Origin of the sequence: Lysinibacillus sp. NPDC097868 (assembly GCF_044761135.1) — a bacterium.
Taxonomy (GTDB): Bacteria; Bacillota; Bacilli; order Bacillales_A; family Planococcaceae; genus Lysinibacillus.
Genome location: NZ_JBIWBS010000003.1, coordinates 403,468 through 418,029, shown reverse-complemented (window position 1 = coordinate 418,029; position 14,562 = coordinate 403,468). Strand labels below are relative to the sequence as shown.

12 protein-coding genes, 21 tRNA genes, 1 rRNA gene and 1 riboswitch are annotated in these 14,562 nt (G+C 38.3%); of the genes, 31 read left to right on the top strand and 3 right to left on the bottom strand.

From position 1 onward, the window contains the following. The 23 genes from rrf to ACIQXJ_RS18890 all read left to right on the top strand — a co-directional run. Window positions 1-99 (top strand): 5S ribosomal RNA (rrf, locus tag ACIQXJ_RS19000); the annotation flags it as partial. 14 nt (window positions 100-113) lie between these two features. Next, window positions 114-189 (top strand) — tRNA-Val (locus ACIQXJ_RS18995). Window positions 190-214: 25 nt separating this feature from the next. After that, a tRNA-Met gene (locus ACIQXJ_RS18990) sits at window positions 215-289 on the top strand. 6 nt (window positions 290-295) lie between these two features. After that, a tRNA-Asp gene (locus ACIQXJ_RS18985) sits at window positions 296-368 on the top strand. A gap of 9 nt (window positions 369-377) precedes the next feature. After that, a tRNA-Thr gene (locus ACIQXJ_RS18980) sits at window positions 378-450 on the top strand. A 9-nt stretch (window positions 451-459) separates the two neighbouring features. Continuing rightward, window positions 460-543: transfer RNA gene (locus ACIQXJ_RS18975), tRNA-Tyr, on the top strand. Between the two features lie 12 nt (window positions 544-555). Continuing rightward, window positions 556-629 (top strand) — tRNA-Trp (locus ACIQXJ_RS18970). Window positions 630-665: 36 nt separating this feature from the next. Continuing rightward, window positions 666-741, top strand: a tRNA-His gene (locus ACIQXJ_RS18965). An 11-nt stretch (window positions 742-752) separates the two neighbouring features. Then, a tRNA-Gln gene (locus ACIQXJ_RS18960) sits at window positions 753-827 on the top strand. A gap of 17 nt (window positions 828-844) precedes the next feature. Continuing rightward, a tRNA-Lys gene (locus ACIQXJ_RS18955) sits at window positions 845-917 on the top strand. A gap of 8 nt (window positions 918-925) precedes the next feature. Continuing rightward, window positions 926-1,010: transfer RNA gene (locus ACIQXJ_RS18950), tRNA-Leu, on the top strand. 46 nt (window positions 1,011-1,056) lie between these two features. Then, a tRNA-Gly gene (locus tag ACIQXJ_RS18945) sits at window positions 1,057-1,131 on the top strand. Between the two features lie 5 nt (window positions 1,132-1,136). Further along, window positions 1,137-1,225, top strand: a tRNA-Leu gene (locus ACIQXJ_RS18940). A 14-nt stretch (window positions 1,226-1,239) separates the two neighbouring features. After that, window positions 1,240-1,316, top strand: a tRNA-Arg gene (locus tag ACIQXJ_RS18935). Between the two features lie 23 nt (window positions 1,317-1,339). Next, a tRNA-Pro gene (locus ACIQXJ_RS18930) sits at window positions 1,340-1,413 on the top strand. A 15-nt stretch (window positions 1,414-1,428) separates the two neighbouring features. Then, a tRNA-Ala gene (locus ACIQXJ_RS18925) sits at window positions 1,429-1,504 on the top strand. A 15-nt stretch (window positions 1,505-1,519) separates the two neighbouring features. After that, window positions 1,520-1,612 (top strand) — tRNA-Ser (locus tag ACIQXJ_RS18920). A gap of 12 nt (window positions 1,613-1,624) precedes the next feature. Continuing rightward, a tRNA-Phe gene (locus ACIQXJ_RS18915) sits at window positions 1,625-1,697 on the top strand. Between the two features lie 9 nt (window positions 1,698-1,706). Beyond that, window positions 1,707-1,780, top strand: a tRNA-Gly gene (locus ACIQXJ_RS18910). Between the two features lie 4 nt (window positions 1,781-1,784). Next, window positions 1,785-1,858, top strand: a tRNA-Ile gene (locus ACIQXJ_RS18905). Between the two features lie 12 nt (window positions 1,859-1,870). After that, window positions 1,871-1,947: transfer RNA gene (locus tag ACIQXJ_RS18900), tRNA-Asn, on the top strand. A gap of 1 nt (window position 1,948) precedes the next feature. Beyond that, a tRNA-Glu gene (locus tag ACIQXJ_RS18895) sits at window positions 1,949-2,020 on the top strand. Window positions 2,021-2,240: 220 nt separating this feature from the next. Beyond that, window positions 2,241-3,287 (top strand): nitric oxide synthase oxygenase, encoded by a 1,047-nt coding sequence (locus ACIQXJ_RS18890; protein ID WP_403055585.1) that lies wholly within the window; start codon window positions 2,241-2,243, stop codon window positions 3,285-3,287. Window positions 3,288-3,328: 41 nt separating this feature from the next. Here ACIQXJ_RS18890 and ACIQXJ_RS18885 read toward each other — a convergent pair whose 3' ends face one another. Then, a complete protein-coding gene (locus tag ACIQXJ_RS18885) occupies window positions 3,329-4,534 on the bottom strand; it encodes a CynX/NimT family MFS transporter (protein ID WP_403055587.1) in 1,206 nt (401 codons plus the stop codon). A 178-nt stretch (window positions 4,535-4,712) separates the two neighbouring features. After that, window positions 4,713-4,888, top strand: a riboswitch (Lysine riboswitch). An 83-nt stretch (window positions 4,889-4,971) separates the two neighbouring features. Between ACIQXJ_RS18885 and ACIQXJ_RS18880 the strand changes: the two genes are divergently transcribed. From ACIQXJ_RS18880 to ACIQXJ_RS18860, 5 genes are all read left to right on the top strand, one after another. Next, window positions 4,972-6,435, top strand: coding sequence for an amino acid permease (locus ACIQXJ_RS18880; RefSeq protein WP_403055589.1), 1,464 nt, complete (start codon window positions 4,972-4,974; stop codon window positions 6,433-6,435). 232 nt (window positions 6,436-6,667) lie between these two features. Next, window positions 6,668-7,360 (top strand): response regulator transcription factor, encoded by a 693-nt coding sequence (locus ACIQXJ_RS18875; RefSeq protein WP_403055591.1) that lies wholly within the window; start codon window positions 6,668-6,670, stop codon window positions 7,358-7,360. A gap of 4 nt (window positions 7,361-7,364) precedes the next feature. Further along, window positions 7,365-8,300, top strand: coding sequence for a sensor histidine kinase (locus ACIQXJ_RS18870; RefSeq protein WP_403055593.1), 936 nt, complete (start codon window positions 7,365-7,367; stop codon window positions 8,298-8,300). 136 nt (window positions 8,301-8,436) lie between these two features. Next, window positions 8,437-9,360 carry an ABC transporter ATP-binding protein gene (locus ACIQXJ_RS18865; RefSeq protein ID WP_403055595.1) on the top strand — a complete coding sequence of 308 codons (924 nt, stop codon included), beginning with the start codon at window positions 8,437-8,439 and terminating at the stop codon, window positions 9,358-9,360. Next, complete coding sequence (locus tag ACIQXJ_RS18860) at window positions 9,353-10,042, top strand: ABC transporter permease (protein WP_403055597.1); 690 nt, start codon at window positions 9,353-9,355, stop codon at window positions 10,040-10,042. The genes ACIQXJ_RS18865 and ACIQXJ_RS18860 overlap by 8 nt, the downstream gene beginning before the upstream one ends. 80 nt (window positions 10,043-10,122) lie before the next feature. Here ACIQXJ_RS18860 and ACIQXJ_RS18855 read toward each other — a convergent pair whose 3' ends face one another. Together ACIQXJ_RS18855 and ACIQXJ_RS18850 are read right to left on the bottom strand one after the other, a co-directional pair. Next, a complete protein-coding gene (locus ACIQXJ_RS18855) occupies window positions 10,123-11,502 on the bottom strand; it encodes a purine-cytosine permease family protein (protein ID WP_403055599.1) in 1,380 nt (459 codons plus the stop codon). A 52-nt stretch (window positions 11,503-11,554) separates the two neighbouring features. Continuing rightward, entirely contained in the window at window positions 11,555-12,673 is a 1,119-nt protein-coding gene (locus ACIQXJ_RS18850; protein ID WP_403055601.1) for a class II histone deacetylase, read from the bottom strand. Window positions 12,674-12,996: 323 nt separating this feature from the next. On the opposite strand from ACIQXJ_RS18850, the gene ACIQXJ_RS18845 reads away from it, so the two are divergent. From ACIQXJ_RS18845 to ACIQXJ_RS18835, 3 genes are all read left to right on the top strand, one after another. Further along, window positions 12,997-13,584 carry a TetR/AcrR family transcriptional regulator gene (locus ACIQXJ_RS18845; RefSeq protein ID WP_403055603.1) on the top strand — a complete coding sequence of 196 codons (588 nt, stop codon included), beginning with the start codon at window positions 12,997-12,999 and terminating at the stop codon, window positions 13,582-13,584. Between the two features lie 209 nt (window positions 13,585-13,793). Then, window positions 13,794-14,141, top strand: a complete 348-nt coding sequence (locus ACIQXJ_RS18840; RefSeq protein ID WP_403055605.1) for a DMT family transporter — start codon at window positions 13,794-13,796, stop codon at window positions 14,139-14,141. Window position 14,142: 1 nt separating this feature from the next. Next, window positions 14,143-14,457 (top strand): DMT family transporter, encoded by a 315-nt coding sequence (locus ACIQXJ_RS18835; RefSeq protein ID WP_403055607.1) that lies wholly within the window; start codon window positions 14,143-14,145, stop codon window positions 14,455-14,457. Window positions 14,458-14,562 lie beyond the last annotated feature (105 nt).

The following is a 14,562-nucleotide window of genomic DNA, read 5'->3' as shown; positions in this document are numbered from 1 at the left end:
AGAGGTCACACCCGTTCCCATACCGAACACGGAAGTTAAGCTCTTTAGCGCCGATGGTAGTTGGGGGCTTCCCCCTGTGAGAGTAGGACGTCGCTTCGCTTTATTTTTTATGGGGAGGATTAGCTCAGCTGGGAGAGCATCTGCCTTACAAGCAGAGGGTCGGCGGTTCGAGCCCGTCATCCTCCACCATTTTATAAATTTAAAGTAATATTGTCGCGGGGTGGAGCAGTGGTAGCTCGTCGGGCTCATAACCCGAAGGTCACAGGTTCAAATCCTGTCTCCGCAACCAAATTAAGGTCCCGTGGTGTAGCGGTTAACATGCCTGCCTGTCACGCAGGAGATCGCCGGTTCGATCCCGGTCGGGACCGTCTTTGTATGCCGGTGTAGCTCAGTTGGTAGAGCAACTGACTTGTAATCAGTAGGTCGTGGGTTCGACTCCTATCGCCGGCATCAGCCCTTGGAGGGGTAGCGAAGTGGCTAAACGCGGCGGACTGTAAATCCGCTCCTTAGGGTTCGGCGGTTCGAATCCGTCCCCCTCCACCAGTTTTTACTTATAGGGGCATAGTTCAACGGTAGAATAGAGGTCTCCAAAACCTTTGGTGTGGGTTCGATTCCTACTGCCCCTGCCAATTTTTTTAGGTTAAGCTACTGTTATATTTAATATGGCGGTTGTGGCGAAGTGGTTAACGCATCGGATTGTGGTTCCGACATTCGTGGGTTCGATTCCCATCAGTCGCCCCATATAAAACTATTGGGGTATAGCCAAGCGGTAAGGCAACGGATTTTGATTCCGTCATGCCCTGGTTCGAATCCAGGTACCCCAGCCATTTTTTATTCATAATATGAGCCATTAGCTCAGTTGGTAGAGCATCTGACTTTTAATCAGAGGGTCGAAGGTTCGAGTCCTTCATGGCTCATCATATTTGCGGGTGTGGCGGAATTGGCAGACGCACTAGACTTAGGATCTAGCGCCGCGAGGCGTGGGGGTTCGACTCCCTTCACCCGCACCATTTATTTCAATTTCATAATTGCCAGGATAAATAATCTTATGCACATGCGGAAGTAGTTCAGTGGTAGAACACCACCTTGCCAAGGTGGGGGTCGCGAGTTCGAACCTCGTCTTCCGCTCCAAATGTGCCGGGGTGGCGGAACTGGCAGACGCACAGGACTTAAAATCCTGCGGTAGGTGACTACCGTGCCGGTTCGATTCCGGCCCTCGGCACCATTTTTTAATATTAAGCGCCCGTAGCTCAATTGGATAGAGCGTCTGACTACGGATCAGAAGGTTGTGGGTTCGACTCCTGCCGGGCGCGCCATAAAAAGATAAGATAGACAGTAACGGAATGTAGCTCAGCTTGGTAGAGCACTTGGTTTGGGACCAAGGGGTCGTAGGTTCGAATCCTGTCATTCCGATCATCTTTTAAAATTGGGGCCTTAGCTCAGCTGGGAGAGCGCCTGCCTTGCACGCAGGAGGTCAGCGGTTCGATCCCGCTAGGCTCCACCATATTTATTTGTTTCCGGAGGTATACCCAAGTCTGGCTGAAGGGATCGGTCTTGAAAACCGACAGGCGGGTAACACCGCGCGGGGGTTCGAATCCCTCTACCTCCTCCATTTTGTTTTTCCGGGTCAGTAGCTCAGTTGGTAGAGCATTAGATTGAAGCTCTAAGTGTCGGCGGTTCGATTCCGTCCTGACCCATCTTTTTTTGCGGGTGTAGTTTAATGGTAAAACCTCAGCCTTCCAAGCTGATGTCGTGAGTTCGATTCTCATCACCCGCTCCAAAGAGGGCCTATAGCTCAGCTGGTTAGAGCGCACGCCTGATAAGCGTGAGGTCGATGGTTCGAGTCCATTTAGGCCCATTATAAACTTATTCCGAAGTAGCTCAGTTGGTAGTAGCACCTGACTGTTAATCAGGTTGTCGCAGGTTCGAGTCCTGCCTTCGGAGCCATGGCCCCTTGGTCAAGCGGTTAAGACACCGCCCTTTCACGGCGGTAACACGGGTTCGAATCCCGTAGGGGTCATCTAGTAAAGCATGTAGCATATTGTTGCTACATGCTTTTTCTTTGTAATTTTTCAAGTTATTTACTTAGTTATTATAAAATTTTGATGAAGAATTTTCGACTGTCGCTTTAAATTTGAACAAAGTATTTCATATATAAAAGATGTATGTTTTCTGATGGATTTTTTCATGGTGAATTTATTTCTATTCATCTAATATGAGGTTAGATGGAGGAAAACGACATGAAACTACAAGAGATACAACGTTTTTTAACACTTTATCAAATGGAACAAAATGAGTCTGCACAATGGCTAACAAATAGATTACAGCAAGTTGAAAAAGAGGGAGTATATATTCCTTCAACAGAGGAGCTTACTTTTGGCGCACGAGTAGCCTGGCGTAATAGTAATAAATGTATCGGAAGATTATTTTGGCACTCACTGCATGTGGAGGATGCACGCGATGTTTTAGATGAGCAAGGCATATTTGAGAAGTTGCTATATCATATTCGATATGCGACAAATGATGGTAAAATCCGTCCAACGATAACGGTATTTGCATCTGGAAGAGTAAAGATTTGGAATCATCAGCTCATACGTTATGCAGGCTATGAGACAGAAGCTGGCATCGTTGGTGATCCACATTCTGTGCCATTTACAAAAGTATGCGAATCACTAGGTTGGCAGGGGGAAGGAACGGCATTTGATGTACTACCACTCGTTATACAGGTGGATAATCGTAAGCCGCAATTATTTACAATTCCACGTGAAGATGTATTGGAAGTTGCAATTCGCCATCCTGAGCATCCACAGGTGGAGAAACTAGCATTGAAATGGTATGCAGTGCCGATTATTTCAAGCATGCGCTTTCAAATGGCAGGTATTGATTTTCAGGCCGCACCTTTTAATGGCTGGTATATGGGAACAGAAATTGGGGCACGTAATTTAGCTGATCATGATCGTTATGATATGTTACCGAAGATCGCTGAAATTTTTGGTCTCGATACAACAAAGCAGGCATCACTTTGGCGTGATCGTGCATTAGTTGAATTAAATATTGCTGTACTCCATTCCTTTAAAGAAGATGGTGTAAGTATAGTCGATCATCATACTGCTGCACAGCAATTTAAGCTATTTGAAGAAGCTGAACAGAAGGCAGGCCGTGACTTAACAGGCAACTGGACTTGGTTGATTCCGCCATTATCTCCTGCAACGACACATATTTTTCATAAGCCATATGTCAATGTTTATAATACACCCAATTATTTTTATCAGAAACCGCCTTACTAAAGGTAAAGAGGCAGCTCATAGTATGATGAGCTGCCTTTTTTTTAATTTATATATTCATTTCTAGAAGCTCTAAACGAGCAGAAGAATAGTAATGCCGCAACGACAACAAATAGCCAGCCAGCTGTATCCCAGCCGCCAAATAAATCATGTAAGTAACCAAATAAAATAGGACCTACTGCGGCTAATAAATAGCCTAATGATTGTGCAAAGCCAGATAAATCAGCGGCCTCAAATGCCGTCCGTGTACGAAGTGTAAAGAACATCATTGCAAGTGAAAATGATGCGCCGCCTGCTAAGCCTAGCAATATCATCCACAATACAGCAAGACTAGTCCATTCCATGACAAGGCCAGTAAAGCCGATGAAATAAAAGGCAGTAAACATTAAAACGAGAGGTCGCTGTGATGTCATTTTACTAGCGATAATCGGTACAGCTAAAGCCATAGGTACTTGTGAAATTTGCATGATGGAAAACATCCAACCTGCTCGATCTGCGGCTATTCCTTGTGCAATATAGATTTCAGGAATCCAAGCTGCGGTTGTATAAAATAATAATGATTGTAAACCCATCGCGCCAGTGACTGCCCAAGTAACTGGTGATTTCCACAATGGTATACGTGCTTTCGTAGTGGCTACAGTTGGTTCAGGCTTATTAAATTTTAACTGTGGGATCCAAATCAAAATAGTCACTACGACAAGAGCTAGAGCGATTGCAAGTGCACCTTGCCAGCCAAGAGATGCATTGGCAATGGGATAACTAATACCAGCGCCAATTCCAGCTGTTAAGTTCATGGACATGGTGAAAAATGCCATCAGTAATCCAACATGATAAGGGAATTTCATTTTAAGTAGCCCTGGAATAAGGACGTTACCAAATGAAATAGCTACACCTATTATCATTGTACCAAATACGAGTAATCCAGTTGTTCCAAGTGAGCGCAGCACAATTCCTAGTGCTAATAAAATTGTTGATATAAATAATGTTAATTCAAGACCCAGTTTTCTTGCTATTACTGGGGCAATAGGTGACACTAGCGCGAATGCAAGCAATGGAATGGTTGTTAGAAAGCCTGCAAGAACGTTAGATATACCGAGATCCTCACGAATGAAGGAAATAATTGGTCCTACAACCGTTAATGGCATACGTAATGTCGAAGCAAGAAAAATTACACCGATGACTAATAAGAGAGTTGTGCCCTTCCAGTTAATCTTTCTGCTAAGATAAGTAGATTCCTCGTTAGTTGTCAAAATAAGTACCTCCCTAATAGAACAATTATAATTCGAACCACTATAACACTTTAACACAATAATAAAAATAGTAGAATATTCATAAAATACAGAACATTAATCGTTTTATTGAAATGTCTTAGGTCGTATGTTAAACTAAGACACATCATAAATTTAATAATTATATGCCTCATGTTTGTATTGAGGTAGAGGTCGCGGTATTTATAAGTAAGCTAATGGAGATGACAAGCATTAAAGATGTTAGCTGAAAGGAAATATTGCCGAAGTGTGAGGGGACTTGAAAACCTCATGCTGGGGCTGTCTCCGAAAGGAACAGAACTGTCACGTTGGACAACGTGTTGTGCTATCATTTTTAAGAAACAGAGGATTTACTTAGCCATCACAACGTTCATGTGATGGCATTTTTTTGCCTCTTAGAAAAGGAAGGAAGCTTTAACGTGAGTGAGATAAAAACTAATCAGCTCGGTCATAAAGCACCAGAGTTGAAAAAAGAATTAAAAAGCCGCCATATAACAATGATTTCGTTAGGCGGTACTATCGGAACTGGGCTATTTTTAGCAAGTGGTGGTGCTATAGCACAGGCTGGACCAGGTGGTGCACTTCTTGCTTATGCATTAATCGGCATTATGGTGTACTTCTTAATGACGAGCTTAGGTGAAATGGCAGCTTATATGCCGTCATCAGGTTCATTTAGTACGTATGCAACAAAATTTGTAGATCCAGCGCTTGGCTTTGCACTTGGCTGGAACTACTGGTATAACTGGGCGATTACAATTGCCGCTGAAATTGCAGCAGTTTCTCTTATAATGAAATACTGGTTCCCAGACAGCTCTTCAGCACTATGGACAGTCATATTTATTGCGATTGTACTAACATTCAATTTACTATCTGTAAAAAGCTATGGTGAAAGTGAATATTGGTTTGCAATGATAAAAGTTGCGACTGTTATTGTCTTCATTATTGTCAGCCTATTGATGATTTTTGGTATTTTAGGTGGGCAAGCTCCTGTAGGCTTTACGAATTTCTTTATAAGTGATGGACCATTCCACGGTGGCTTCCTTGCTACATTCGGAATATTTCTAGCAGCAGGCTTCTCGTTCCAAGGGACAGAACTATTAGGGATAACGGCTGGGGAAACGGATGATCCTGGTAAAAATATCCCGAAGGCTGTTAAGTCCGTTTTCTGGCGTATTATTTTATTTTACATTTTAGCCATTGCAGCGATTGGGATGTTAATTCCATTTACAGATGCTCGTTTATTATCTGAAGATATTGCTGTTTCACCATTCACATTAGTGTTTGACCGCTTAGGAATTGCCTTTGCTGCTTCATTAATGAATGCCATTATTTTAACGGCGATGTTATCTGCAGGTAATTCTGGATTATATGCATCATCACGTATGTTATGGCAATTAGCAGTAGATGGACATGCACCTAAGATTTTCGCTAAGCTAAGCCGTCGCGGAATTCCGATTTACGCATTGCTGTTGACATTAGCAGTAGGTTGCTTAGCATTTTTAGCATCATTCTTTGGTGATGGCGTTGTCTATATGTGGCTTTTAAACGCATCTGGGATGTCAGGCTTCATTGCATGGCTTGGTATAGCCTTTAGTCATTACCGCTTCCGTAGAGCTTTTGAAGCTCAAGGCTTAGATTCAAAATTACTACCATATAAAGCAAAGTTATATCCATTCGGGCCACTCTTTGCATTTACAGTGTGTATGATTGTTGTAGTTGGTCAAAACTATACAGCTTTCACAGGCCATTCAATTGACTGGTATGGTGTCCTTGTTTCATACATCGGTATACCACTGTTTATCGCCTTGTGGTTGGGCTATAAAATAAAACATAAAACAAAAATGATTCCACTGCAAAAGTGTGATTTAAAAGTAGAAAAATAGAAATAAAAGCTGTCCTATTAGTTATAGGGCAGCTTTTATTTATTTGGCGTTGATTTCCGTTGCGTACGGCGCAGGAGTCTAATTAGCTTGGAAAATTGTTTGAGAATTGTTTGAGTGCCAGGCACTTTTAAAAAAACCTATGGTAAGCTATATAGAGACAGGATAAAAATGTAAAACTGTTAAAGCAAATGGGAATTAAAGATAATGCTTTATTGAAAAGAGGTGCCTAAACATGCAAAAACGTATATTACTAGTTGAAGATGATGAAACCATACGAGAAATGGTCGACAAGTTTTTAACAATGGAGGGCTTTGCTGTTACATCCGTTACAAATGGTGAAGAAGCAGTGCAAATTTGTTTATGCAAAACGTTTGATTTAGTTATTTTGGATATTATGATGCCTAAACTAGATGGATTAGAAGTATTAAAAATAATTCGAGAAAAAGAAGCACTACCTATTATTATGATGTCAGCAAAAGACAGTGATGTTGATAAAGCATTAGGTCTTGGATTAGGTGCGGATGATTATATTGCAAAGCCATTTTCAATGTTGGAATTTTCAGCGCGTGTGAAGGCTGCAATACGAAGGGCCACACAATATTCAAGCCCGATGGAGGAAAAGAAGGGGACAGTGACAATTGGTAACTTAGTGATTGATGTCGTTAATTTCTCAGTTGAAAAAGACCAACAACAGGTGAAACTAACTTCAAAGGAATTTGCTATTTTAAAGCTATTTATCACAAATCGGAATCGCGTATTTACCAAACAGCAAATCTATCAACTCATTTGGAATGATGAATATTATGGTGATGAAAATATTATTAATGTGCATATTAGAAGATTGCGAGAAAAAATTGAAGATGACCCTTCCAACCCTCAGTATATTAAAACACTTTGGGGAATTGGCTATAAATTAGAGGGCTAGGCGTATGACGCTATTTTTATCTACCATTATTCTTTTTCTCTTAGCAATCATTCTTTTTCAGTTGAAAAGAAAACGTGAGCAAAACGTTACGCTCAGATACATGCACACCAAACTACAAGCTATTATGAACGAACAATCCAACGAGAAAATTTTAGTTGCTACTTCGAATCAAGAACTACAGCAACTGCTTACTACTATAAATGCATTACTGAATGATACGCACAAAATATTAGCCAAACATCGAAAAACAGAAAGTTCAATGAAAAAGATGCTTGCCAATATTTCGCATGATCTAAAAACACCGTTAACTGTTGTGCTAGGCTATACAGAAATGTTGCAGCTACAACAGTCGTTAAAAGATACAGAACACAATCGCTTACTTTCAGGAATCCATTTAAAAACGGAGGAAGTATTGAAGCTTATTCATACATTTTTTGATTTGGCAAAAATTGAAGCGGGCGATACAGAATACCCAATAACAAAAGTAAACGTAAGTGAAATATGCCGAAAAAATATTTTATCATTTTACGATATGGTGATGTCGATGGGCCTTCATATTGACATTCACATACCTGAAACACCGATGTATGCTCTAGGCAACGAAGATGCGTTAGATAGAGTATTGAACAATTTAATCGCCAATGCGATTGCTTACGGGGCAGAAGGACATGTAATTGGGCTAACAGTTAGGAATGACGCTACCGATGTTTATATTGATGTTTGGGATTGTGGGAAAGGTATTGATGAATATCATATAGACAGCGTATTTGAAAGGATGTATACGCTTGAAGACTCAAGAAATAAATCATTTCAAGGTAGTGGGCTGGGTCTAACGATAACAAAGCGACTTGTAGAAATAATGAATGGTACAATCCAACTGAAAAGCATCCCTTATGAAAAGACGGTTTTTACGATTTCATTAAAAAGAATGATGTACTAATCTAGCCCTGCCTGTAGAGCTAAAAAAGCTCTACAGGCTTTTCTTCTTCTCTTAAGGAATTTGTAAGAATCAAGTAATAAAATAGAGAGTTTTACTTCTTATAATAAAGGAAGCCACATATAAGGGAGAGGTTTAAATGGCGTATATTGTGAAAACAAATCAGCTTACAAAAGTCTATGATGGAAACGAAGTGGTTTCCACAGTCAATATGCATGTTAAGAGAGGAGAGATATATGGTTTTTTGGGTCCAAATGGAGCGGGGAAAACAACGATTATGAAAATGTTAACTAATCTGGCCAAACCGACAAGTGGGGATATTGAAATCTTCGGTGAAAAATTAACAGATCGGTCGTACGAAGTACTAAAAAGAATGGGTACAATCATTGAATACCCCATTTTCTATGAAAAGTTAACAGCACAAGAAAACCTCGAATTACATTGCGAATATATGGGTTATTACAATAAAAACGAAATCGGCCATGTGCTTGATTTAGTAAAGCTAACCAATGTGGATGGTAAAAGAGTAAAGGATTTTTCGTTAGGGATGAAACAACGTTTAGGTATTGCACGTGCGATAATGACTAAACCAGAGTTGCTAATTTTAGATGAACCTATTAATGGTCTTGATCCAGTTGGTATAAGAGAGTTAAGAGAATTATTCAAGATGTTAAGTAAAGAATATGGCATTACTATTATTGTTTCCAGTCATATTTTAGCTGAAATTGAGCAAATGGCTGATACAATTGGGGTCATTAATAATGGCAGGTTAATTGCTGAAGTTTCGATGGAGCATGTAAGGCATAGTCAAACAGATTTTATTGAATTAATTGTCAGTGAGGGGAAAAGAGCTGCCTTTATTTTAGATAGTCAATTACGCATCACCAATTTTAAATGCATTGATGAGCGCTGTATTCGAATATACGATATGTCCATTTCACAAAAAATACTATCTAAAACGTTAATAGAACATGATATTGAAATTGAAGAGATTAGTAGGAAAACAAGTTCTTTAGAGGATTATTTCTTGAAATTAATCAATGGAGGTGGAATCCATGCTTAATTTAATGCGTTTAGAAATGAAAAAAAACCATTTAGGCTCGTATGTGACAGCTGCTATTATCGCAAATGTCGCTATATTAGGTTTTATGTTTTTAATTTTAGTCATCTCAAAAATTGAAGGTGACGCTGGTTTAGAAAACTATCCTATCGCTTTGACTGTCATTGATTCTTTTGTAAGATGTGTATTTATTATTTTTGCGGCTACATTAATTGCCAAACTTATTATTGGCGAATATAAAAATAAAACAATAATAACTGCATTTATGTATCCTATAAATAGAAAAAAACTAATCGCAGCAAAGCTTGCCATTGTTATATTATTTACATTTAGCGCTATTATCCTTTCAAATATTTTTATTACAGTAATTTTCCTTATAATTAGCGAGAACTTTCAATTAATCCCAGATACATTAACAAATGCAATGGTTATGCAGCGCATTCCTACAGTATTAATGAATGCTGTAGCGGCATCCAGTATGGCTCTTATTCCATTGTATTTTGGTATGAAAAAATACTCCGTGCCAACAACAATACTGTCATCTCTTTTAATTGTGATGGTTGTTTCATCAAATACGGGCACATTTTCATTGAATGATATTATTGTAATTCCGATAACTTTAGCAATTATAGGTATAGTGATTGCCTATTTAGCAATTCGCAACATTGAAAAGGTAGATGTTTAATAACATAAGGGAAGCCCCTGTGCGAAAATACCATACAGGGGCTTTTAAAAGGCCTGGGGAAGCCTGACGAACCTTATTTATTAATTATTCTCAGTTACATTAGACGTTGCATAGACGTCTACAGAAAGCTTAGCAGGTGCCGTTAATTTAGCAAAGCTAATATACAATAGGAAAGAAACCGCACCACCAACAATCCAAGCAATATCCAATCCATCTAGCATTTTTGCAATAGGGCCTACATATAACTCCGTATTAATAAATGGAATTTGAATAAAGATGGTTAACAAGTAAATAATCATTGTTGGTATATTGATTTTCCCGAAAATGCCATCCTTTTTGTTGAACTCATCTGGAGGATAATGTACTCTCTTTAAAATATAAAAATCAGTTAATGTAATCATACTCCACGGAATGATAAAGAATAATATAAATCCTAAGTATAATTGGAAATTAGCCATAAAATTGCTAGAGCTCCAAGTGGCAATAAGCGCAATAATGACACCAATTGCAATGGAAGTAATTGTGCGCAGTCTAGCAGATGTTTTAAACGTTAAAAAGTTACTCGCAATCGATAAAATAATAATACCTGCTCCATAAATATTTAAGGAGTTAATAACGAGGACACCAAGAGATAACAGTAATGCAATGATAAAACCTAATGAGCCCATATCTTTAATTTGTGCCATAACATTACCATTCACAACCATAGTGGCAATGGCAGCACCTAAAACCATCAACCAAACTGAACTTGCAAAGCTTCCAAGATAACTATAAGTAAATACCTTTTTAGATTGTGATGGATGGATAAATCTCGAATGGTCAGATACATACGGACCATACGTAATTTGCCATGTTACACAAATGGAAGTCATTAATAAAAACTGGCTGAAAGAAAAATTACCTGCATTTAAAAGATCCATGGAAACATTCGCTAAAATCATAATAGATAAAATTATAAATACCACTGTAAAGCCAATTGTATAGATTTTCATCGACTTTTGAAGTAAGCCTTGTCCAAAAATAGCTAGAAGAACCATTGGAATAAGACTTACGATAACCGTTACATTCATATTAAGGCCGAGTGTTTCTTGCATGCCTTGTCCGACTAACACGGTATTTGTTGCGCCGTAGCCCAAATACATGATGAGAATGATTAACATAGGCAAGATAGCCCCGAAGTAGCCGAATTGTGCTCTACTTTGTACTACTTGTGGTAGACCTGCTTTAGGACCAGTAGCAGAATGGAGTGCCATAATTGCAGCTCCAATGCCATGTCCTAATAGGATAGCAACAAGTGACCACCAAAAATTTAACCCTAATACGATAGCTAGAGATCCTGTTACAAGTGTTGTAGAAACTGTACTTGCGGCAAACCATGTGAAAAATAGCTCTTTAGCAGTGCCATTACGCTGTTCCAAAGGAATATGTTCATAACTAATTTCCTCGATAGAATTGCTCATAGATACCCTCCCTCTTATTAATTATTTTCAATATATTTATAGTGTTTTAAATTTAAACAGTTACTTTTAATGATGGCCAGTAAGCAGATTGAATTGAAATAACTTCATTGATTGCTTTCTTTTCTACTTCGTTTACAAAATCCGGATACCCTTGGGAATCTTGGAATGGATCTTCTACATCACTTTTCACACCACATAATTCTTCAATAATGCGCAATGTACAAAATGGAACATAAGCATTACTGTAACCACCTTCATGACAAAAGACGATTTTTCCATCGGTATGCTTGTGTGCTAAGTTCATCATGATTTTCGTTAAATCTGCAAAGCCTTCAGCAGTCATGTTCATACGTCCAAGTGGATCGAACATACCTGGATCTTGTCCAGCAGAAATAATGATTAGCTCTGGTTTATAATCGTTCACGATTGGCTCCACAATAGACTTAAATGCTTCAATATAGCCTGCATTTCCTGTACCAGGAGGAAGCGGAATGTTCACGTTAAATCCTTTTCCATCAGCCTCACCTACGTTCTCTGCATAACCCGTATTATTAGGGAAACTTAAATGCTGATGAACTGAGAAGAATAAAACACCATCAGTATCATAGAATGCACTTTCTGTTCCATTACCATGGTGAACGTCCCAATCTAACACCATAACTCTTTCTAAATTGTATTTTTGCTTTGCATATTTGGCAGCAATGGCAACGTTATTGAAAATACAGAAGCCGATGCCTTTTGCAGCTTCTGCATGATGGCCAGGTGGACGAGTTAATGCATAAACATTATCGACTTCACCGTTCATCACAACATCAACAGCTTTTAAAGCGCCACCCGTTGAAAGTAAAGCAATTTCATAAGAACCTCTACCAACAATTGCATGATCTCCAGCGTCTCCACCAGTTGTATCACTTAAATGCTTAACTTTATCTACATATTCCTTAGTGTGGAACATTTCAATTTCCTCACGTGTTGCAGAACGTGGCTCAATTTGTTCTAATTCTTTCATTAGGCCACAACGATTAAGTAAATTATTAATTCGTCTTTTTGTTGAAGGATGTTCGACAAACACATCTGTTTCTAAGTAACCACCCGAAGGTAAATATAATGTTCCGCTTCCGTTGTCATGCCAGAAATAACTTTCGTCAAAAATATAACCTGTTTTCATCATCAATTCCGCCCCTTTGATTAAAAAATAATACCGATTTGCACCTTGTAACACCCCTTGTCAAGGTGGAAAATGGTACTTACAGTTATGAAAATACTAGTTGAGGGAGATTTTTTCTTAAAATGAATTTCAGTCATCTTCCTTGGGATAAAATTTAAATGAATCTCGTTCATTTGTCAAACTAATTTTTAAAAATTATCAAAATTAAATAAATTTTTCAGGTCCATTATAGGAAATAATAATTTTTGGATAAAAGAAAGAGGTTGAATTCTATTTTTGTTTAGATTACAATTTTTAAAAATTCATGATTTTTTAGGGGGCGCATAATGGATAAGGAAAAACGTATCGTAACCTCTGCTATTCAATTGTTTAAAGAACAAGGTATCGACAAAATAAAAATAGCTGATATTGTAAAAAGGGCGGGTATTGCACAAGGAACTTTTTATTTGTACTTCCCTTCAAAAATGTCACTTATGCCCGCAATTGCGAAGGTTATGGTCGACAATATGTTTGAAGCAATACAAAAAAATGTGGATGATCAAGCGCCACTAATTGAAAAATTTAATCAATTAGTAGATACAATATTTATGATGACGAGAGAGCATAAGGAACTTGTAGCAATCATTTATGCTGGGTTGTCGGCTTCTGATTATTTGAAAGACTGGGTAAATGCGTATACACCTTACTATAATTGGCTAAGAAATGAGCTGGACAGCGCAAAGTCAAAGGGTGAAATTTTAATAGCCGTTGATTCTTACGCAACGTCAAAGATGGTGTTTGGATTAATCGAGTCTGCTGCTGAACGTGCATACTTATTTGATTCCAAGGATGAAGAGCTTATCAATGAGGATAAAAAAGATTTATTAGAATTTATTTGTAATGCGTTAGTCTTAAACAAGGCTGTTGCAAAATAAGCGAACAGAGATAAAACATATTACAATGAACTTTGATATATAGGTGGAAATCTATAAACGGTCTTGTTTATAGTAATACGTTGCTATAAACAAGAAAATTAACGTTCGAAATCCAGATTAAAAAGCGGATTTTTACTAAAATTTCTGGTGAGTTCTTTTTTACAGTAAAAATGAATGAAGTTCAGTCATTATTAACGGAGGGTTTTTTTATGGGAAAAGCTTGGTTGTATGTGGGGTTAACTAGTTTTTTTGAATTAATATGGATTTATGGTTTCAATGTGGCTTCTCATTGGTGGGAATGGCTATTGATCGTTATATTTATAGGGCTCGATTTGCACTTTTTATCAAAGGCATGCGAGAAATTACCAACAGGAACAGTGTACGCAATATTTGCAGCAATTGGCACAATGGGGACGACCTTAATGGATATTTTAATTTTTAATCAAGTAGTCAGTATCGGTAAGCTTCTCTTTATTTTTATATTGATAGTAGGTGTTATTGGCTTAAAAGTTTCTGATACCGTTGAAGAGAATAAACGATCAAAAGAGGTGATATAGTATGGGATGGTTTTTTGTTTTTTTAGCTGCATCGAGTGAACTTGTATCTGTCATTGGTCTGAAAAAATATAGCACGAAAAAGGGATTTATCAGCATGTTGCTCTATGTAGGAGGATTTGCTGCGTCACTTAGCTTTTTATATAAATCATTTGAATTTTTACAAACGAGTACGGCTTATGCAGTATGGATAGGCATTGGTACAGCAGGGGCAGTCTTAATCAATATGATGTTTTTTGGTGAGTCAAAAAGTAAAGGCCGCTTAGCAAGTGTATGCTGTATCATCATCGGAGTCGTAGGGTTAAAGGCACTTTCTTAAAAACTAGAGTCTGAGACAAAGAGAAAAAGTGATAGATTGACTGCCATCAATCTATCACTTTTTTGCTATGCCGTTTATGTTCGCTACAGTGAGTGTAATTGTTTT